16 protein-coding genes are annotated in these 19,707 nt (G+C 73.3%); 7 read left to right on the forward strand and 9 right to left on the reverse strand.

Annotated features, from left to right (window positions below):
- The first annotated feature begins 88 nt into the window (after nt 1-88).
- From pta to pyk, 3 genes are all read left to right on the forward strand, one after another.
- Nucleotides 89-2,221 (forward strand): phosphate acetyltransferase, encoded by a 2,133-nt coding sequence (gene pta / locus OG335_RS14535; protein ID WP_405011520.1) that lies wholly within the window; start codon nt 89-91, stop codon nt 2,219-2,221.
- The gene (locus OG335_RS14540) at nt 2,218-3,426 is read left to right on the forward strand and encodes an acetate kinase (RefSeq protein ID WP_405011521.1); all 1,209 of its coding nucleotides are present in this window, start codon (nt 2,218-2,220) and stop codon (nt 3,424-3,426) included. Before pta ends, OG335_RS14540 begins: the two co-directional genes overlap by 4 nt.
- A 102-nt stretch (nt 3,427-3,528) precedes the next feature.
- Nucleotides 3,529-4,959, forward strand: a complete 1,431-nt coding sequence (gene pyk / locus OG335_RS14545) for a pyruvate kinase (protein ID WP_405011522.1) — start codon at nt 3,529-3,531, stop codon at nt 4,957-4,959.
- Nucleotides 4,960-5,124: 165 nt separating this feature from the next.
- Here the strand turns inward: pyk and OG335_RS14550 are convergent, their stop codons facing one another.
- The 4 genes from OG335_RS14550 to trxA all read right to left on the reverse strand — a co-directional run bounded on the left by OG335_RS14550 (nt 5,125) and on the right by trxA (nt 9,329).
- Nucleotides 5,125-6,384, reverse strand: a complete 1,260-nt coding sequence (locus OG335_RS14550) for a hypothetical protein (protein WP_405011523.1) — start codon at nt 6,382-6,384, stop codon at nt 5,125-5,127.
- A complete protein-coding gene (locus OG335_RS14555) occupies nt 6,381-6,959 on the reverse strand; it encodes a DUF6114 domain-containing protein (protein WP_405011524.1) in 579 nt (192 codons plus the stop codon). The genes OG335_RS14550 and OG335_RS14555 overlap by 4 nt, the downstream gene beginning before the upstream one ends.
- A 135-nt stretch (nt 6,960-7,094) precedes the next feature.
- Entirely contained in the window at nt 7,095-7,760 is a 666-nt protein-coding gene (locus OG335_RS14560; RefSeq protein ID WP_405011525.1) for a DUF6230 family protein, read from the reverse strand.
- 576 nt (nt 7,761-8,336) lie between these two features.
- Complete coding sequence (gene trxA, locus OG335_RS14565; RefSeq protein ID WP_405011526.1) at nt 8,337-9,329, reverse strand: thioredoxin; 993 nt, start codon at nt 9,327-9,329, stop codon at nt 8,337-8,339.
- Nucleotides 9,330-9,693: 364 nt separating this feature from the next.
- Between trxA and OG335_RS14570 the strand changes: the two genes are divergently transcribed.
- Nucleotides 9,694-10,365 (forward strand): TetR/AcrR family transcriptional regulator, encoded by a 672-nt coding sequence (locus OG335_RS14570; RefSeq protein WP_405011527.1) that lies wholly within the window; start codon nt 9,694-9,696, stop codon nt 10,363-10,365.
- Nucleotides 10,366-10,493: 128 nt separating this feature from the next.
- On the opposite strand, the gene OG335_RS14575 is transcribed toward OG335_RS14570, so the two are convergent.
- Together OG335_RS14575 and OG335_RS14580 are read right to left on the reverse strand one after the other, a co-directional pair.
- Nucleotides 10,494-12,179, reverse strand: coding sequence for a methylmalonyl-CoA mutase (locus OG335_RS14575; protein WP_405011528.1), 1,686 nt, complete (start codon nt 12,177-12,179; stop codon nt 10,494-10,496).
- A 167-nt stretch (nt 12,180-12,346) separates the two neighbouring features.
- Nucleotides 12,347-14,284, reverse strand: a complete 1,938-nt coding sequence (locus OG335_RS14580) for a protein kinase domain-containing protein (RefSeq protein WP_405011529.1) — start codon at nt 14,282-14,284, stop codon at nt 12,347-12,349.
- Between the two features lie 212 nt (nt 14,285-14,496).
- On the opposite strand from OG335_RS14580, the gene OG335_RS14585 reads away from it, so the two are divergent.
- The gene (locus tag OG335_RS14585) at nt 14,497-15,090 is read left to right on the forward strand and encodes a TetR/AcrR family transcriptional regulator (protein WP_405011530.1); all 594 of its coding nucleotides are present in this window, start codon (nt 14,497-14,499) and stop codon (nt 15,088-15,090) included.
- Nucleotides 15,091-15,250: 160 nt separating this feature from the next.
- Here the strand turns inward: OG335_RS14585 and OG335_RS14590 are convergent, their stop codons facing one another.
- Together OG335_RS14590 and OG335_RS14595 are read right to left on the reverse strand one after the other, a co-directional pair.
- On the reverse strand, nt 15,251-15,583 hold the full coding sequence (locus OG335_RS14590; protein ID WP_405011531.1) for a DUF3817 domain-containing protein: 333 nt from the start codon (nt 15,581-15,583) through the stop codon (nt 15,251-15,253).
- Nucleotides 15,584-15,666: 83 nt separating this feature from the next.
- On the reverse strand, nt 15,667-16,197 hold the full coding sequence (locus OG335_RS14595) for a MarR family transcriptional regulator (RefSeq protein ID WP_405011532.1): 531 nt from the start codon (nt 16,195-16,197) through the stop codon (nt 15,667-15,669).
- Nucleotides 16,198-16,679: 482 nt separating this feature from the next.
- On the opposite strand from OG335_RS14595, the gene OG335_RS14600 reads away from it, so the two are divergent.
- Nucleotides 16,680-18,320, forward strand: a complete 1,641-nt coding sequence (locus OG335_RS14600) for a M4 family metallopeptidase (protein ID WP_405011533.1) — start codon at nt 16,680-16,682, stop codon at nt 18,318-18,320.
- Between the two features lie 74 nt (nt 18,321-18,394).
- Here the strand turns inward: OG335_RS14600 and OG335_RS14605 are convergent, their stop codons facing one another.
- Entirely contained in the window at nt 18,395-18,778 is a 384-nt protein-coding gene (locus OG335_RS14605) for a DUF3817 domain-containing protein (protein WP_405011534.1), read from the reverse strand.
- Between the two features lie 116 nt (nt 18,779-18,894).
- On the opposite strand from OG335_RS14605, the gene OG335_RS14610 reads away from it, so the two are divergent.
- Nucleotides 18,895-19,683 (forward strand): DUF2127 domain-containing protein, encoded by a 789-nt coding sequence (locus OG335_RS14610; protein WP_405011535.1) that lies wholly within the window; start codon nt 18,895-18,897, stop codon nt 19,681-19,683.
- Nucleotides 19,684-19,707 lie beyond the last annotated feature (24 nt).

Genomic DNA, 19,707 nt, shown 5'->3' on the forward strand with positions numbered 1-19,707 from the left:
CCGCGGCAGGCCTCCGCCGGGCCGTCGCGGTCCCTCCGACGGTAGGGTCGGGAGAGGGACTGCCCGAAGCACCGGACGGAGATGACGCGTGGCGCGCAGCGTGTACGTGACCGGGATCGACCGGGGGGACGGCCGGCAGGCCGTCGAACTCGGGGTCATGGAACTGCTCACCCGCCAGGTGGACACCGTCGGGGTGTTCCGCCCGCTGGTGCACGCCGACGACCCCGGTGAGCGCGGCTCCGACCACGTCGTCGAGCTGCTGCGGGCCCGCTACCGGCTCGACCTGCCGGCGGCCGACCTGTACGGCCTGACCTACGAGGACGCCGCCGCGCTGCAGGCCGCCCAGGGGCAGGACGAGCTGGTCTCGACCCTGGTGGACCGGTTCCGGGCGGTGGAGCGGCGGTGCCAGGCCGTGCTGGTGCTGGGCACGGACTTCGCCGGCACCAACATCCCGGACGAGCTGGCGTTCAACGCCCGGCTCGCCAACGAGTTCGGCGCCTGGGTGCTGCCGGTGGTCGGCGGCCAGGACGAGGACCCGCACGCGGTGATCGCCGAGGTCCGCAACGCGCACCGCGCGTACTCCGACCTCGGCTGCTCGACGCTCGCGATGATCGCGAACCGGGTGGCCGCCCCGGCGAAGCAGCAGATCGAGCAGACCCTCGCCGAGAAGCTGCCGGTGCCGGTGTACGTCATCCCGGAGGAGCCGGCGCTCTCGGCGCCGACCGTGGCCCAGCTGGTCGAGGCGACCGGCGCGGAGGTGCTGCTGGGCGACGCGGCGGGCCTGGCCCGGGACGTGCGCTCGTTCGTCTTCGGCGGCGCGATGCTGCCGACCTTCCTCACCGCGCTGACCGAGGGCGCGCTGGTGGTCACCCCCGGCGACCGGGCGGACCTGGTGATCGGCTCGCTCGCCGCGCACGCGGCCGGGGCGCCGCCGATCGCCGGAGTGCTGCTCACCCTCGGCCAGCACCCCGGGCCGAACGTCATGGCGCTGGCGGCGCGGCTGGCCCCGGGCACGCCGGTGGCGGTGGTGCCGGAGGGCAGCTGGCCGACCGCGGCGGCGCTCACCCACCTGGAGGGGCGGATCGGCCCGGCCAGCCTGCGGAAGGCCGAGATCGCCCTCGGCCTGTTCGAACTACACGTGGACACCGCCGAGTTGACGGAGCGCATCGAGCTCGGCCGGTCCGAACGGGTCACCCCGATGATGTTCGAGCACGCCCTGCTGGAGCGGGCCCGCGCCCAGCGCCGGCACATCGTGCTGCCGGAGGGCACCGAGGAGCGGGTGCTGCGCGCGGCGGAGGTGCTGCTGCGCCGCAACATCTGCGACCTCACCCTGCTCGGCGAGCCGGAGGCGGTGCATCGCCGGGCCGCTTCGCTGGGCATCGTGCTGCCGCTCGCCGACGACAGCGCCGACCGGGCCCGCGTGCAGGTGGTCGACCCGGCGACGAGCCCGCTGCGCGAGGGGTTCGCGGCGCTGTACGCCCGGCTCCGCGCGCACAAGGGCATGACGGTCGAGCGGGCGCTGGACGTCGTCACCGACGTCTCGTACTTCGGCACGCTGATGGTGCAGGAGGGCATCGCGGACGGCATGGTGTCGGGCGCCGTGCACTCGACGGCGGCGACGATCCGCCCGGCGTTCGAGGTGATCAAGACCTCGCCCGGGGCGGCCATCGTCTCCTCGGTCTTCTTCATGTGCCTCGCCGACCGGGTGCTGGTCTACGGCGACTGCGCGGTCAACCCCGACCCGGACGCCCAGCAGCTCGCCGACATCGCGATCCAGGCCGCCGCGACGGCCGCGCAGTTCGGCGTCGAGCCGCGGGTGGCCATGCTGAGCTACTCGACCGGGACCTCCGGCTCGGGCGCCGACGTCGACAAGGTGCGCGAGGCGACCGGGATCGTCCGGCGGGAGCGGCCCGACATCCTCGTCGAGGGCCCGATCCAGTACGACGCGGCGGTGGACGCGCACGTCGCCGCGACCAAGCTGCCCGGCTCGGCGGTGGCCGGGCGGGCGACGGTGCTGGTCTTCCCCGACCTGAACACCGGCAACAACACCTACAAGGCGGTGCAGCGCTCCGCCGGCGCCGTGGCGGTCGGCCCGGTGCTGCAGGGCCTGCGCAAGCCGGTCAACGACCTCTCGCGCGGCGCCCTCGTCGAGGACATCGTCAACACCGTGGCGATCACCGCCATCCAGTCGCAGCGTCCCGCCGAAGGAGCAGAGCAGTGACCGACGGCACCCGCGTCCTCGTCCTGAACGCCGGATCGTCCTCCGTGAAGTACCAGCTGATCGACATGGTGGACGGCTCGCGCCCGGCCGCCGGGCTGGTCGAGCGGATCGGCGAGGCCGACGGGCGGCTCGTGCACACCGCAGCGGACGGCACGAAGCGCGAGCGGGCGGAGGTCTTCGCGGACCACCCGGCGGCGCTCGGCGCGGTCGCCGGGGAGCTCGCCGCGGACGGCCTCGGCCTGGACTCGCCCCGGCTCGCCGCCATCGGCCACCGGGTGGTGCACGGCGGGCAGCGGTTCACCGCGCCGACCCTGGTCACCGACGAGGTGGTCGCCGAGATCCGCCGGCTGATCCCCGTCGCCCCGCTCCACAACCCGGCGAACATCACCGGCATCGAGGTGGCCCGGACGCTGCGCCCGGACCTGCCGCAGGTCGCCGTCTTCGACACGGCCTTCCACACGACGCTGCCGGAGGCCGCCGCGCGCTACGCGATCGACCGGAAGACCGCGGACGAGCACCGGGTGCGCCGCTACGGCTTCCACGGCACCTCCCACCAGTACGTGTCGCGGGCCGCGGCCCGGCTGCTCGGCCGCGACCCGGCCGAGGTGAACGTGATCGTGCTGCACCTGGGCAACGGCGCGTCCGCGTCGGCGGTCGCCGGCGGGGTCTGCGTGGAGACGTCGATGGGCCTGACGCCGCTGGAAGGGCTCGTCATGGGCACCCGCTCCGGCGACGTCGACCCGGGCCTGGTCTTCCACCTGCACCGGGTCGGCGGGCTGACGGTCGATGAGATCGACGACCTGCTGAACCGCCGCAGCGGCCTGCTCGGGCTCTGCGGGGACAACGACATGCGCGAGGTGCTGCGCCGCGCCGGCGAGGGCGACGAGGAGGCCCGGCTGGCCTTCGACGCGTACGTGCACCGGCTGCGCAAGTACGTCGGGGCGTACTACGCGGTGCTCGGGCGGGTGGACGTGGTCGCGTTCACCGCCGGGGTCGGCGAGAACGCGGCGCCCGTCCGGGAGGCGGCGTGCGCGGGGCTGGAGGCGCTGGGGATCGCGGTGGATCCGGAGCTGAACTCCGTCCGCTCAGGTGCCGCCCGGTTGATCTCCCCCGGATACGCCCGAGTGGCGGTCGCCGTGGTGCCGACCGACGAGGAGCTGGAGATCGCGCAGCAGGCGTTCGCCCTCGTGCACGGCCGGAATTGAGATGACGGTGGGTCAGCGTCCCACCCTTCGGGATGGTTCGTTGGCGATACCTCCCGAACCGGGCGGAATGCACCGATAACACGAACGGATAGACTGACGGATATGCGCCGAGCGAAAATTGTCTGCACCCTGGGTCCGGCGACGGACTCCTACGAACAGCTGAAGGCCATCGTCGAAGCGGGCATGAACGTCGCCCGACTGAACATGAGCCACGGCTCCCACCGGGAGCACGAGGAGCGGTACCACAAGGTCCGCCAGGTGTCCGAGGACACCGGCCGCACGATCGGTGTGCTGGCCGACCTCCAGGGCCCCAAGATCCGTCTGGCCACCTTCGCCAACGGACCGGTCACCGTCGACAACGGTGACACCTTCACCATCACCACCGAGGACGTGCCGGGCGACCAGCACATCTGCGGCACCACCTACAAGGGCCTGCCGGGCGACGTGAAGCCGGGCGACCCGATCCTGATCAACGACGGCGTCATCGCCCTGGAGGTCGTCAGCGTCGACGGCCCGCGGGTGAAGACCGTGGTCGTCGAGGGCGGCGTGCTCTCGAACAACAAGGGCATCAACCTGCCCGGCGCGGCCGTGAACGTGCCCGCGCTGTCCGAGAAGGACAAGGACGACCTCCGCTTCGCCCTGCAGCTGGGCGTCGACATGGTCGCGCTGTCCTTCGTCCGCAACGCCGCGGACATCGACGACGTGCACAAGGTCATGGACGAGGTCGGCATCCGCGTGCCGGTCATCGCCAAGATCGAGAAGCCGCAGGCCGTCGAGGCGATGGAGGAGATCGTCCTCGCCTTCGACGCGATCATGGTGGCCCGCGGCGACCTCGCCGTGGAGTACCCGCTGGAGCGGGTGCCGCTGGTGCAGAAGCGCCTGATCACCCTGGCCCGCCGCAACGCGAAGCCGGTCATCGTCGCCACCCAGATGATGGAGTCGATGATCCACGCCTCGCGGCCCACCCGCGCCGAGGTCTCGGACGTCGCCAACGCCATCCTGGACGGCACCGACGCGGTCATGCTGTCGGCCGAGTCCAGCGTCGGCAAGTACGCCGTCGAGACCGTCCGCACCATGAGCCGGATCGCCGAGAAGGCCGAGGAGGAGCTGCTCTCGCAGGGCCTCCAGCCGCTCAACCCGGGCCGCAAGCCGCGCACCCAGAGCGGCTCCATCGCCCGCGCCGCGTGCGAGCTCGGCGACTTCCTGAACGGCAAGGCGCTCGTCGCGTTCACCAAGTCCGGTGACACCGCGCGCCGCCTCTCCCGCTACCGCTCGCCGATCCCGGTGATCGCGTTCACCCCGGACGCCGCCACCCGCAACCAGCTCTCGCTGAGCTGGGGCGTCGAGGCGTACGTCACCGAGCAGGTCGAGACCACCGACGAGATGGTCCACCAGGTCGACCGCGAGCTGCTGCGCCTGAACCGCCTCGCCGAGGGTGACACCGTGATCGTCACCGCCGGTTCGCCCCCCGGCGTCCCCGGCAACACCAACATGGTCCAGGTCCACCACCTGGGCAGCCGCGACGGCAACTGACCGCCGGCGCACCACGCCCGACGCTCGCGGGGCGGCCCCCTCCGGCCAGGAGGGGGCCGCCCCGCGGCGTGTGCGGACGGCGGCGGGCAACCGGCGCCGGACACGCAGGACGGCCCGGCCGGAGATGCTCCGGCCGGGCCGTCCGCGTGCCGCGCGGCCTCGGGTTCAGTCCTCGTACGGCGCGTCGTCGTTGAAGAGGTGCATGCCCGGGATCTTCAGCGTGCCGCCGAACTGGCCGGCCTGGACGGCCTTGGCGTCGTCCAGCGTCAGGTCCAGCGGGATCGGGACGGTGCCGATCAGGTCCCACAGCCACTTGGGCAGGGTGTCCGGGGTGAGGGTGATCTCGCCCAGGTCGATCGGGATCGGCAGGCCGTAGACCGCCGAGAGGTGACCGGAGAGGCTCTCCACGTACATGGTGATCGGGCCGTTGCGCATCGTCGAGGTGGTGCCGGGCGCGGCCTGCACGTGGAAGGTCTTGCCCTTCACCTCGATCGTCGACATGTCGAGATCACCGATGTCGACCGAGGCGGTGGTGAACTTCAGCACCCGCTTGGTGCCGGTCGGGGTCCTCACGTCGTAGACGCCGTTGAAGACCGAGCCGTGCAGGGCGAGCTTGCTGGAGCGCAGCGTCCAGTTCTGGTCCGGCACGACGTCGCCGCCGGGCGCCGCCGCGGCCTTCGCCCCGCTGGTGTCGACCAGGCAGTTCGGGCCGGTCGCCGAGGGCGACGGGGTGGCCGACGCGGTCGGTGCGGCCGACGCCGCCTTCGAGGCGGAGGCGGAGGCGGAGACCGTCGGCGCCGCCGAGGACGCAGCGGCCCGCGGTGCGACGGCCTGCGTCGCGGTGGGCTTCGGGGCCGCGGCCGGCGTGGTGGTCTCCGCCGCCGGGGCCTTGGTGGGGGTCGCGGTCGACGGGGTGGCGGTCGGCGCGGGGCTCTGGCCGCCCGGGTGGAGGATGCCGTCCAGGATGTCGCCGATCAGCCCGTGCGCCTGCGTGTCCGCCGTCGCGGACGGGGACGCCGCGGCCGGGGCCGCCACCGCGTTCGGCTTCGCCGCGGTGGCCGTGGACGTCGGCACCGGCAGCTTCACCGTGGCCGAGGAGGTGGGCGACGGCGTGGCCGTCGGGCCCTTCGTCGCGGTCGGCACGGTCGTCGGCACGGAGGTCGCGGACGCCGGGCGCGTCGGCTGCACGGCGATCTCGCTCTTGGGGACGGGCGTCTCGTCGAGCACGGTGTCCGGGGCGCTGGCGCAGGCCTTGCCCGCCTGGGTCTCGGCCACGGCGGGCGTGGTCGGCGTGTAGGCGGCGCCCACGATCAGCGCGGTCGGCACGGCGGCCATGGCCATCGCGCGGCCGCGGATGCGGCTGCGGACGCTCACGCGCGGTGCGGCGTGGCGGGGGCCGGGCAGGGAGTCGTCGCGGTCGGTCACCGCGGCTCCCCGGAGTCGGCCACCGGGGCGTCGGCGGGGTGGTGCTGCGCGGGCAGGAGCGGGTGGATGGTCTCCACCGCAGGCTGCTCGGCCGTGTGGGCGGCCGCGGCCTCGCCGTGGTCGGCCGCACGGTGGGCGTGGCCGACGGGCACCGCGTCGGCCGCGGGGGCCGGCGGGTTCGGGGCCCAGGCCATGAGCAGGCCGCCGGCGAGCAGGCCGGTGACGAGGCCCACGCCGAAGCCACCGAGGTTGGAGACCGGGATGGAGATCAGGGCGAGCAGCGTGGTGGCCACGCCGCAGAAGATCCGCACCAGCGGCTGGAACCAGGCGGTGACGCCGAGTGCGATCATCAGCAGGCCGATGATCATGGAGCCGGCGCCGGCGGTGGTCGCCATGGTGACGGTCATGCCGCTGAGGTTGAGCTTGGCGTACGGGAAGTACAGGATGGGCACGCCGGCGATCATGGCCAGCAGGCCGCCCCAGAAGGGACGAGAGCGGCGCCAGTTGCGGAACCGCAGCCGCAGGTTGATACCGCCGTTGTTCTCGGGCCACGCCTGGGTAGTTGCGCTGGACACGATGCAACTCCTCGATGTTTCGCTGCGAGGTGGGGGGAGGACCCCCTGAGGTGCGGCCGGGTGCGGGACGCGCCCGCCCCCGGCCGCCGGGATCCGTCGTCGCGGCGCGCCGGGCGGCGCGCCGTCAGACGAGGATCAGTAGCACTCCTTGCCGTTGCCCTGGTCGCCGACGTACAGCTTCAGGTCCAGGCCGTTCAGCTTGAAGGTGCCGGCCGAGGTGGCCCACGCCGTCTGCTTCACGTTGGTCAGGTGGGCCTTCGGGGCGGTCTGCGAGAAGCCGAGCGGGCCGCTGGGCTTGCCGTGGCCCTGGATGTCGGCCCAGTTCGAGGTCGCCGAACCCTTGAGGGTGGAGGCGTCCTGGCCGATGTTGATGTCGGTGAACTCGGCGTCGGCCGACAGCTGGTCGAGGTCGATCAGCAGGTTCTTGGCGATGACCTGCTTGTTGACGTCGTCGCTGTTGCCGGCCTCCAGGCGCAGCGTGACCTTGGGCAGCTTGAGGCCGAGCAGGGCCGGCTCGCTGACCACGGACTGGCACATGCCCTTGATGGTGGCCGAGTCGAACGCGGAGATCGCGACCGCGTGCGGGGTGCCGTTGGTCTCGACGTCGAAGGAGCCGAACTGGGCGAAGTTCTCACCCTGCAGGTCCTGGGCGCTGACCTTGAACTTCTGGCCGGAGACGCTGAACGAGGCGGCGAGGGCGTTGTTGGCGAGACCCACGCCGATCGCGGCGGTGGCGGCGATGCCGGGCACCATCACGAGGCCGAAGCGCTTCCAGCGGGTCTTGCCGAAATCCTGGGACATGCGAGTCCTCCTTCTAGGACGTACATCTCCGGCCTGGCCGCGCGGTGCGCGGATCCCGGCCTGGGATGGGAGAGAGCTACGTCCTCGGTAGCGGAGAGCGCCATGGCGTCGTGAGCCGACGGCCGCGGCGATCACCCCCGAGCGACAACCGGCGACCGCGCGGGGCGCGCGGCCGCAGGAAGGACAGGAACCGCGAGTGGGATCTGCGGCTACCCCCCTGCCCTCCAACCGCCGACCGGGGCCGGCGGTTACCCGATGGGGATTCCCCTGAGGGGACCGGGCGTCGCCGATCGTGCTTGAATCCCGGGCGAAGCACAAGGGGTCCATTACTGACGGGTAATCCAACAACAGATCCTGTTGATCATGGAATCGAAGGCGTGATTACGCTGCGTGACATTGACCGGTGGCGGACCCACGGCAACCCACTGGAAACACGCGCGAAACACCCCCGGCCGGTCACAGGACGTGACCAACCGGGGGTGTTGTCAAGATTTGATTAAGCTCTACAAAATCTTCCGGATTGTCGCCAAATCTCCGACGACACCGCAGGTCACCTGCCGTGCCACCGGCACCCCGTCAGAACAGCACCCGTGCCAGCGCGCCGCGCGCCGCGGTCACCCGCGGGTCCTCCGGGCCGATGACCTCGAAGAGCTCCAGCAGGCGCAGCCTGGCGGTGTCGCGGTCCGCGCCGGCCGTCCGGCCGACCGTGGAGACCAGACGCCCGAAGGCGTCCTCCACGTGGCCGCCGACGAGGTCGAGGTCCGCGGCGCGGAGCTGGGCGGCGACGTCCTTCGGGTCGGCCGCCGCGTCCGCACGCACCTGCTGCGGGTCGATCGACTCCACCCGCTGCAGCAGCTCGGCCTGGGCCAGGCCGAGCTTCGCCTCGGTGCTGGCGGGCCGGTCGGCCAGGACGTTGCGGTAGGCCTGGACGGCGCCGCCCAGGTCACCGCGGTCCAGGGCGTCGTGCGCGGCCTCCAGCGCCGGGTCCGTCGGCACCCGCGGAGCGGTCGGGGCCGCCTCGCCCGGGGCGCCCGGGGCGCCGCCCTGCAGGCCGGTGATGCCGAAGCGCTGCTCGGCGACGGCGATCAGCTGGTCGAGGATCTTGCGGACGTTGGCCTCGTTCTCGGCGCCCTGGAAGAGCGGGACGAGCTGGCCGGCGACGACGGCCATGACCGCGGGAATGCCCTGGATGCCGAACTGCTGGGCGATCAGCTGGTTGGCGTCGACGTCGATCTTGGCGAGGACGATCCGGCCGGCGTACTCCTCGGCGAGGCGCTCCAGGATCGGACTGAGCTGCTTGCACGGGCCGCACCACTCGGCCCAGAAGTCCACGACCACCGGGACCTCGGCCGAGCGCTGGACGACCTCGGCCTCGAAGGTCTCCTCGGTGACGTCGAGGACAAGCTCGTAGGGGGCGGGTGCCGGCTCCTCGCCGGCCGCCGCCTGGCGGGCCCGCTCGGCCCGGGCCTGCTCGGCCTTCTGGGCGGCCTCGCCGGCCGCCTTGACCGCGGCGAGGTCGACCGCTCCGCGCAGGGCGGCGCTGTTGGGACGCGAATTCCGTGACTGCATGGCACCATCCTCCCCCGTTCGCGCGGGTGACGGGCACCATCCGGCCGGAAACGTCGCCGTGCCGTGGTGCCTGCGCCGCCCGCCCGCGCGACGGTGGCGTTCTCCGGTGCGGCCGCTCCCGGCGCGGATCCCCATCCGCGCCCCGCACCGGCCCGATCCCGTGGGTCCGGCGCGTGGTTGCCGCTCTTTCGCTACGAGTCGTAGCGTATCTGCATCCGGGGCCGGTCCCGCAAGACCCCCTCGGCCCGGGAGGACGTGAGCTGCCCCACTTTCGGGGGGCGGCCGGGTGGTGACCGGGGCCGCCGGTCGCTACCGTGGCCCGGTCCGACCAAGTTACCCACCGGTAGAACAGCTAGGAGGCTCGGTGGCCCCCACCACCAGGCAGCCGGCTCCCGAGGACGGCGCCGCGCCCCCGCGCGGCAAGGGCCGACCCCGCAGCGCCGCCGCCGACCGGGCGATCCTCGACGCCACCCGCGAAGCCCTCGCCGAACTCGGCTGGGGCGGCCTCACCATGGGCGACGTCGCCACCCGCGCCGGAGTCGCCAAGACCACGCTGTACCGCCGCTGGCCGTCCAAGAACGACCTCGTCGTGGACGCCGTCGCGAGCCTCTTCGACGACCTGGAGATGGCCGACCTCGGCAGCCTGCGCGCCGACATCGGCGCGACCGTCACGCAGTTCGCCGACCTGCTGGCCCGCCCGGAGTCCCAGGCCGCACTGCTCGCGCTGTTCGCCGAGGGCAGCCGGGACCCCGACCTGCGCCGGCGGATCCGCGAGCGCATCGTCGACCCGCAGAAGCACCTGGTGCGCACCGGCCGGGCCCACGCCCAGGCCCGCGGCGAGATCCGCTCGGACGTCGACCCCCGGATCGCCTGCGAGGAGATCGACCTCGTCTTCGACATGATCGCGGGCGCCGTCGAGCACCGGCTGCTGGTCGCCGGCGAACCGGTCACCCCGCGCTGGCTCGACCGGTTCACCACGCTGATGCTCGGCGCCCTGACGGGCCTCGCCGAGGACGCGCAGCCGCCCGCGCCCTGACGGGCCCGCCGGGGCCGCGCAGGGCTGCGCACGGGCCCGGAGGCGGCCGGGAGGGTGCGCGCGCACGGACGCCGAGGGGCCGCCCGAACCTCCCGGGCGGCCCCTCGGCGCGTGGGTCCTGCGGTCCGTCAGAAGGACGCGGGCTCCCGGTAGACACCCCACTCCGCGCGCAGGACGTTGCAGATCTCGCCGAGCGTCGCCTCGGCCCGTACGGCCTGCAGCATCGGCGGGATCATGTTGGCGCCGGAGCGGGCGGCGGCCAGCATGGCGTCGAGCCCGGCCTTCACCCCGGCCTCGTCGCGGGCGGCCCGGCGCTCGCCGAGCAGCCGCACCTGGTCGCGCTCGACCTCGTGGCCGACCCGCAGGATCTCCAGCTCCGGGGTGACCGAGCGCGGGTGGCAGTTGACGCCGACGACCCGCTTCTCGCCCTTCTCCAGCGACTGCTGGAAGCGGAAGGCCGCCTCGGCGATCTCGCCGGTGAACCAGCCCTCCTCGATGCCGCGCAGGATGCCGGAGGTCATCGGGCCGATCGCGTGGCCGTCGGAGCCCTTGTCGAGGATGCGGCGGAAGATCTCCTCGGCCTGCGCCTCGATGCGGTCGGTGAGCGCCTCGACGTACCAGGAACCGCCGAGCGGGTCGGCGACGTTCGCGACGCCGGTCTCCTCCATCAGCACCTGCTGCGTGCGCAGGGCGATCTCGGCGGCCTGCTCGGAGGGCAGCGCGAGGGTCTCGTCGAGCGCGTTGGTGTGCAGCGAGTTGGTGCCGCCGAGCACCGCGGAGAGCGCCTCCACGGCGGTGCGCACCACGTTGTTGTAGGGCTGCTGGGCGGTGAGCGAGACGCCGGCGGTCTGGGTGTGGAAGCGCAGCCACTGCGCCTTGTCGGTCTGCGCGCCGTACCGCTCGCGCATCCAGCGGGCCCAGATGCGGCGGGCGGCACGGAACTTCGCGATCTCCTCGAAGAAGTCGAGGTGGGCGTCGAAGAAGAACGACAGGCCGGGGGCGAAGACGTCGACGTCGAGCCCGCGCGAGAGGCCGAGCTCGACGTAGGCGAAGCCGTCGGCGAGGGTGTAGGCGAGCTCCTGCGCGGCCGTCGACCCGGCCTCGCGGATGTGGTAGCCGGAGACCGAGAGCGGCTTGTACGCCGGGATGTTCGCGGCGCAGTGCTCCATGAGGTCGCCGATGAGGCGCAGGTGCGGCTCGGGGGCGAAGAGCCACTCCTTCTGGGCGATGTACTCCTTGAAGATGTCGGTCTGCAGGGTGCCGTTGAGCAGGCCCGGGTCGACGCCCTGGCGTTCGGCGGCGACGAGGTACATGCAGAAGATCGGCACGGCGGGGCCGCTGATCGTCATGGAGGTGGTGACCTCGCCGAGCGGGATGCCCTCGAAGAGGACGTCCATGTCGGCGGCGGAGTCGATGGCGACGCCGCAGTGGCCGACCTCGCCGAGCGACTTGGCGTCGTCGGAGTCGTAGCCCATGAGGGTCGGCATGTCGAAGGCGACGGAGAGGCCGCCGCCGCCGGAGTCGAGGATCATGCGGTAGCGCTCGTTGGTCTGCCGGGCGTTGCCGAAGCCGGCGAACTGCCGGATCGTCCACGTGCGGCCGCGGTAGCCGGTGGCGTGCAGCCCGCGGGTGTACGGGTACTCCCCCGGCCAGCCGATCCGCTCGAAGCCCTCGTACGGCTGACCGGCGGGCGGGCCGTAGACCGGCTCGACCGTGTCCCCGGACAGGGTGGTGAAGTCGGCGTCCCGCGTGCGGGCCCTGTCGTGGCGCTGCTGCCAGCGCAGGCGTCCGGCCTCGATCTCCTGGGCGTCCATCGGCGACGACTCCGTTCCGTGCGGCCGCCGGGGTGGGACCGGCGGAAATTACTAGGACGTCCTAGTAATTTACCCGGGTCCCCCGCGCACTGTCGACGGGACAGGCCGGGGAACACGGAAGGACCGGCCGCGGGCAGGACGCCCACCGCCGGTCCGGGGCGGACCGCCTACACGCGCGACCAGCGCTGCACCGCGCTCCCCGAGGCGCAGGACGGCGTGGACACGTCGGCGTACCCGGCCTGCAGGCAGCCCCCGTTGTAGACGCTGACCAGGGTGGAGCCCGAACCGGAGCGCCACAGGCGCGGCCCGGCGCCGTCGCAGGAGCCGACGAAGGTGGCCTGGCCGAGCAGGTTCGCGCTGAGGCACCGGCCGCTCGCGTTGACGAGCTGGTAGGCGCCCCCGGGGGCCGCGCGGACCGTCCAGGAGGCGGCGGAGGAGCCGCACGCGCCGAGCCCCGCCGCGCCGAACACCTGCGTCAGGCAGGAGCCGGTGGAGGCGTTGCGGTAGCCGGCGGCCGCGGAGCCCGTCCCGGTGCCGGACCCGGTCGTGGAACCTGATGCGGACCCTGTCGTGGAACCTGATGCGGACCCGGCCGTGGAGCCCGTCGTGGAGCCCGGGGTCGACCCGGCGGACGACCCGCCCGTCGAACCGGCGGCCCCCGAGCCCGCACCCGGGGCTCCCCCGCCCGAGGAACCTGAACCCGAGGCTCCCCCGGAGCCGGCCGAGCCCGACGACCCCGCCGCACCGCCACCGCCCGCCGCGGTCCCACCCGCCGCGGTCCCGCCCACCGCGCCGACCCCGCCGGGCGTCGCGGAGGCCCCGCCCGACGGCGGTACGGACGCCGCACCCTGGGCGGCCGACGCCGCGACGGACCGGCCCGCGGACGGAGAGCCGGTGGAGACCGCGACGGAGCCCGGCAGGGTGGACCGCGCCCCGTCCGCCGGCGACCCGGCGTACGGCAGGAGCTGGAGGGCGACCGTGGTGCCGGTCGCGACGACCGCCACCGGGAGGACGGCGAGGAGCACCCGGGTACGCCGCCGCCGGCCGGGCTCCTCCGCGCGCCGAGCACGCTCCCCCCTGCCGTCCTCGGTCCCGCCCGTGACCCCGGCAGCGGTCCCGGTGCCGTCGGCGGCCTCCGGCGCCTGCGGAGGCCGGACCAGGTCGGCCGGGTCCGGCGCCGTCGCGGCGAAGGCGGCGCGCTCGGCGAGCCGGGCGGCGAGGCCCGCCGGCCACGGGGGCTGCCGTGACGGGCCTCTGGCCGCGGCCCGTTCGGCGAGTCCGGCGGCGGACGGGCGGCGCTCGGGGGCCTTGTCGAGACAGGAGGCGACGAGGGCGGCCAGCTCCGGGTCGACGGCGTGCAGGGCGTCGAGGTCCGGCTCGTCGTGCACCACGCGGTAGAGCAGTTCGACGCCTCCGCCGTCCCCGAACGGCGCCCGGCCGCCCGCCGCGTACGCGAGGACGGAGCCCAGCGCGAAGACGTCGGTGGCGCCGGTCAGGCGCCGCGCCCCGGACGCCTGTTCCGGCGCCATGTAGGACGGGGTGCCCACGACCACGCCGGTCCGGGTGAGGGCCGTCTGTCCGACGGCCCGGGCGATGCCGAAGTCGATGAGGGTGGCGCCGCCGAGGGTGAGCATGACGTTCGAGGGCTTGAGGTCGCGGTGGACGACGCCCAGCGCGTGCACCGCGGCGAGCGCCCGGGCGGCCTCCCCCAGCAGCAGCCACAGGGCGTCCGCGGGCAGCGGCTCCAGGCCCGGTCCGACCGCCTCGGCGAGGGTGAGGCCGGGCACGTACGCGGTGGCGCACCAGGGCGGGGTGGCACCGCGGTCGCAGGCGAGCAGTGCGGCCGTGACCTCGGCCGGCAGGCGGGCGAGGTTGTCCAGCTCCTGTCCGAAGCGGCGGGCGAAGCCGCTGTCCTCGGCGAAGACGGACGGCAGGATCTGCTTGACGGCGACGTAGCGCCCGTCGAGCACGCCGAGGAAGACGCGGCCCATGCCGCCCGCCCCCAGGAGGCCGAGCAGCGGGATGGGACCGATGCGGTCCGGGTCACCCGCCCCGAGGGGCTCGGCGCCCCCGCGCCTCGGATCGAACCGTGCTGCCCCGTCCACGTGCTCCCCGTTCCCCGTACGGTCAGGCTCCGGTCCCGTGACCGGCGCTCCACGGCAGGGGCGGTCCCGGGTCCGGCACGGAGCCAGTCTGAGGGAGAGTCACCTCGATGTGGAAGTTTTTTCTAGAAAAGAATTCTGGAAAACTCTGCTCTACGCTGTCCGCCACGGTGACCATGGAGAAACCGGCAGCACGACAGCGAGGACGGTCGCCCATGAGCCCCAAGCAGCAGCGCGGCGAGGCCACCGTCGAACTCGTCCTGGACGAGGCGCTGCGCCTGTTCGCCGCCTCGGGCGAGGCCGGGCTCACGGTGCAGGCGGTGACCCGGGCCAGCGGGGTGAGCGCCGGCAGCCTCTACCACCACTTCGGCAGCATCGACGGCCTGGTGTCGGCACTGACGGCGCGCTGGCTGGGCCGCCTGCTGCAGGAGATGGCCGGGGCGCTGGCGCACACCCGCACCGCGCGCACGGGGGTGGAGGCGCTGGTCCGGGCCTACCTGGCCTTCGTCCGCGACCACCCGGAGGCCGCGCTGCTGCTGCACTCCGCGGCCGCCGACCGGGGCACCATGGCGCGGGGCCGGGAGCTGCGGGACGCCCAGGAGGCCCGGTTGTCGCCGTTCGCCGCCTGGATCGGGCAGCACGTCGCGGCCGGCGGCCTCGCACCGCTGCACCCCGCCCTCGTCGAGTCGCTGGTGATGGGGCCGGTCGTGGCCGTGGTCCGCCGGGCGCTGTCCGGCATCGACGACGTGGACCTGGAGGAGGCGTCCCGCGTCCTGCCCGACCGGATCTGGCGGTCGGTCGCCCCGTGACGCCACCGGGGCGACGACGAGGCGACGACGGGCGGACCGGCCGGCGGGGCGCCGCGGGGACCGCCGGGACCGGCAGCGGACGGCCGGGGCGACGGGCCGGGGAACGCGAGAAGCCCCTCCCGGGGGGAGGGGCTCCACGGACGTGGGGGGCGGGGGCCGGTCAGGCGTTGACCGGCTCGCCGGCGGCGATCAGCGGGGCGACCTCGCGGCTGACCCTGCGCTCCACGAAGAAGACGGCGGTCGGCACGGTGCCGGCGAGCAGCACCCAGGCCAGCTTGCCCAGCGGCCACTTCGCCTTGGTGCCGAGGTCGAAGGCGAGCACCAGGTAGACGACGTACAGCCAGCCGTGCGCGATGCCGACGGCACTGGTGAAGCCGCTCGCGCCCGAGATGTCCAGCACGTACTTGGCGATCACGCCGAGGGTCAGCAGGATCAGCAGGACGCCGGTGATGTACGCCAGCGCCCGGTATCGGGTCAGCACGCTCTGCTTCATACCGTCGAGGGTAACCGCCGCCGCCGGGCGCTCCTGCCGCACCCCGCCCGCCGCGCGTCCGGGCCGGGAGCACCGGGCCGGGCTCAGTCGCCGGCGGGCGTCTCGGGGGCCGGGGAGAAGTCGCCGGCCGCCACCCGGAGCGGGCGGAGCAGTTCGAAGACCTGGTGGCACCGGTCGGCGTCGTAGCCCTCCATGCCGAAGTCGACGGCCATGAGTTCGCGGGTGGCCTGCTCGACGACGTCCCGGCCGCGGTCGGTGATCGCGGCGAGCACGCCGCGGCCGTCCGCCGGGTTGGGGCGGCGGGCGACGAGGCCGTCCCGCTCCAGGCGGTCGACGGTGTTGGTGACGCTCGTCGGGTGCACCATGAGGCGCTCGCCGATCTTGGAGAGCGGCAGGCGTCCGGTCCGGCTGAAGGTGAGGAGCACGAGCGCCTCGTAGCGGGCGAAGGTCAGCCCGTAGGGCTTCACCACCGCGTCCACCCGGGACAGCAGGATCTGGTGGGCGCGCATCACGGAGGTGATCGCCGCCATGGACGGCACGCCGCCCCAGCGGCGCGTCCAGAGTTCGTCGGCGCGGGCGATCGGGTCGAAGTCGAGTGCGAGGGGCTTGGCCACCCTTCCACCGTACCGGCGGGCGGGGGGCGGGGTAGCAGGCGTCCACGATGGTGGACAAGTGAGCGGAATGGCGGGTTCACGCCAAGTGCGCTCCGGCCGGAACCAGCACTCCTGCGAATGAAATATGACAGCAACACGCATGCCACAGACCGAAGTTGTCGCTGATTGACCGTCACTCCCGGCCTCATTCGCACACAACCGACCGTACGGACGGGCGATATGCACCCATGTGTGCACCCCCTCGCCCCCTGTCCACCTGGCGAGACGTGGCCAACTCCCTTCGCAGGCCTGTCGTTTCAACTTTTCGATTGTCATGCTTCTGCCCAGCCCCGTTCGACTCGCCGGCCCCCACCCTCCGGCCGAAGTCGTTGACCGCACGGAGCAGCACGTCAGCGCCCGTCCCGCCCCAGCAGGCACTAACCCCGGTGCCCCGGGACGAGGTGCGACCGCGCACACGCGGTTGATCCGGAAGGAATCCGTACGTGAAGCGAAAGCTTGCCTTCGGAGCCGTTCTCTCGGCGTCGGCAGTCCTCGCCGGCGCCATCCAGGTCAGCGCCGGGATCGCGCAGGCCGCCCCCGCCCCGGTCGGCCCGGCCGGGACCGTCCAGCAGCGTGCCGCGCTGATCGCGCAGGCCGGTGCGGACGCCCCGTCCGCCGCCCGTACCCTCGGGCTCGGCAGCCAGGAGTCCCTGGTCGCCACCGACGCCGTCGTCGACGCCGACGGCAGCCGGCACGTGCGCTACGAGCGCACCTTCGCCGGCCTGCCCGTGCTCGGCGGCGACCTCGTCGTCCACCGCAGCGCCAAGGGCGCGGTCACCTCCGTCGACCGCGCGGTGCCCGGCACCGTCGCCCCGGCCTCCCTCACCCCGAAGCTGACGGCCGCCCAGGCCGCGGCGAAGGCACACGGTGCGGTGCAGGCCACCGTCGGCGCCGCACACGACGCCGACGAGTCGGCGCTCGCCTCGGTCGCCCCGGCCGGCGGCGCGCAGCTCGTCGTCTGGGCCGCCTCCGGCGCCCCGCGCCTGGCCTACCGCTCCACCGTCGAGGGCCTGCGCGCCGACGGCACGCCGAGCCGCCAGATCCTCGTCACCGACGCCACGACCGGCGCCGTCCTCTCCACGCACGAGGAGATCCAGACCGCGACGGGCAGCGGCAAGGGCGTCTTCGTCGGCAGCGTGACGCTCACCACCACGCTCTCCGGCTCGACGTACCAGCTGAAGGACGCCTCGCGCGGCAACCAGTACACGACGGACCTCGCCCACAAGACCTCCGGCACGGGCACCCTCTACACCGACGCCGACAACGTGTGGGGCACCGGCCTGGTCTCCAGCGGGCAGTCCGCCGCGGTGGACGCGCAGTACGGCGTGGCCGCGACCTGGGACTTCTACAAGAACACCTTCGGCCGCAACGGCATCAAGAACAACGGCGTCGGTGCCTACAGCCGCGTCCACTACGGCAACAACTACGTGAACGCGTTCTGGGACGACTCCTGCTTCTGCATGACGTACGGCGACGGCGCGTCCAACACCCACCCGCTCACCGAGATCGACGTCGCGGGCCACGAGATGAGCCACGGCGTCACCGCCAACACCGCGGGCCTGAACTACTCGGGCGAGTCCGGCGGCCTCAACGAGGCCACCTCCGACATCTTCGGCACCGGCGTCGAGTGGTACGCCAACCTCGCCAGCGACAAGCCCGACTACCTCATCGGCGAGCTCATCAACATCAACGGCAACGGCACGCCGCTGCGCTACATGGACAAGCCCTCCAAGGACGGCGGGTCCGCCGACTACTGGTCGTCCTCGGTCGGCAGCAAGGACGTCCACTACTCCTCGGGCGTCGCCAACCACTTCTTCTTCCTGCTCGCCGAGGGCAGCGGCGCCCGGACCATCAACGGGGTCAGCTACAACAGCCCCACCTACAACGGCGCCGCCGTCACCGGCATAGGCCGCGCCAAGGCGCTCCAGGTCTGGTACCGCGCGCTGTCCGTCTACATGACCTCCACCACGAACTACAAGGCCGCCCGCACGGCGACCCTGAACGCGGCGAAGGACCTGTACGGCTCCGGCTCCACCGAGTACAACACGGTCGCCGCCGCCTGGACCGCGGTCAACGTCAGCTGACGCACCACCGCCCCCGCACACGGCAGCCGGGCCCCCGCACAGGGGGCCCGGCTGCCGTCACGTGCGCGCAGGGGTCAGGCCGTGGCGGCCGCGGCGCCGGGCACCTCGCCGCGCTCCTCGCGGGCGAGCATCCGCTCGGCGAAGAAGCCGCCGGTCGGCAGCACGGAGAGCACGAAGAGCAGGGCGCCGCGCCTGGCGTCCCAGCGCTGCTGCTGCCAGGCCAGCGCGAGGAAGACCACGTAGAGCACGAAGAGCACGCCGTGCACCATGCCCATCACCGGCACCGCGTTGAAGTCGGTGGTCCGCTTGAGCACCGAACAGACCAGCAGGAGCAGGAAGGAGAGGCCCTCCGGCCCGGAGACGAGGCGGAGGCGGTGGACGGCGGGACTGGTCTTCACGGGGCACCTCGGGGGCGGTCGGCGGGTGAGCTCGTGAACGCGATCACAAGCCGCGTCCATTATCACCGACCGCACACCGCGCCCGGTGCCGGGGTGGGGGCGCCGTCGCCGCCCGGTCATATCCTGCTGCGGCACGGCCCGACGACCGGGCCGACGGACCACGGGGGAACGACGGCATGCTCCGCATCGACTGGAACCGGCGCACCTGCTCGCGCAAGGGCCACATCACCTACGCGCCGGACGAGGCCGAACTCCGCGACCGGCTGCACGCGCGGACCTCGCTCGGCGACGCCTGGCGCTGCCTGCGCTGCGGCGACTTCGCCCTCGGCGAGCCGCACGGCGCCGGGCCGGCCGGGGACGCGCCCCTGGTGCCGCGCGGCCGGGCGCTGCGCGACCTGTTCATCCTGCGGTTCCTCGCCGTCGAGCGGGCGCTGCGCGGGCTGCTGATCCTGGTGGTGGCCTGGGGGGTGTGGAAGTTCTCCAACAGCCAGGACGCGGTGCGCCGGATCTTCGACGAGAACCTCTCGGTGTTCAAGCCGGTGACCGAGCACTTCCACTGGGACCTGGAGCACTCGCCGATCGTCGACACCATCCGCAGGACCTTCGAGTACAAGCACTCGACGCTGCTGGTCGTCGCCCTTGCGCTGATCCTCTACGCGGTGATCGAGATCGTGGAGGCGGGCGGCCTGTGGGTGGGCGCCCGCTGGGCGGAGTACCTGACGGTGGTGGCGACCGCGGCCTTCCTGCCGCTGGAGGTCTACGAGCTCACCGAGCACGTCAGCGTGCTGAAGATCGGCACGCTGGTGCTGAACGTCCTCGCGGTGCTGTGGATCATGCTGTCGAAGCGGCTGTTCGGACTGCGCGGCGGCCTGGCGGCCTTCGAGGCGGAGCGGCACTCCGCCTCGCTGCTGGAGGTGGAGCAGGCCGCGGGCACCGCCCCGGGACGGCTCGCCGCCCCGGCCTGACACGCCGGGACGGGACGCCCCTGA

The sequence above is a fragment of the Kitasatospora sp. NBC_01539 genome, assembly GCF_045040525.1.
GTDB lineage: Bacteria > Actinomycetota > Actinomycetes > Streptomycetales > Streptomycetaceae > Kitasatospora.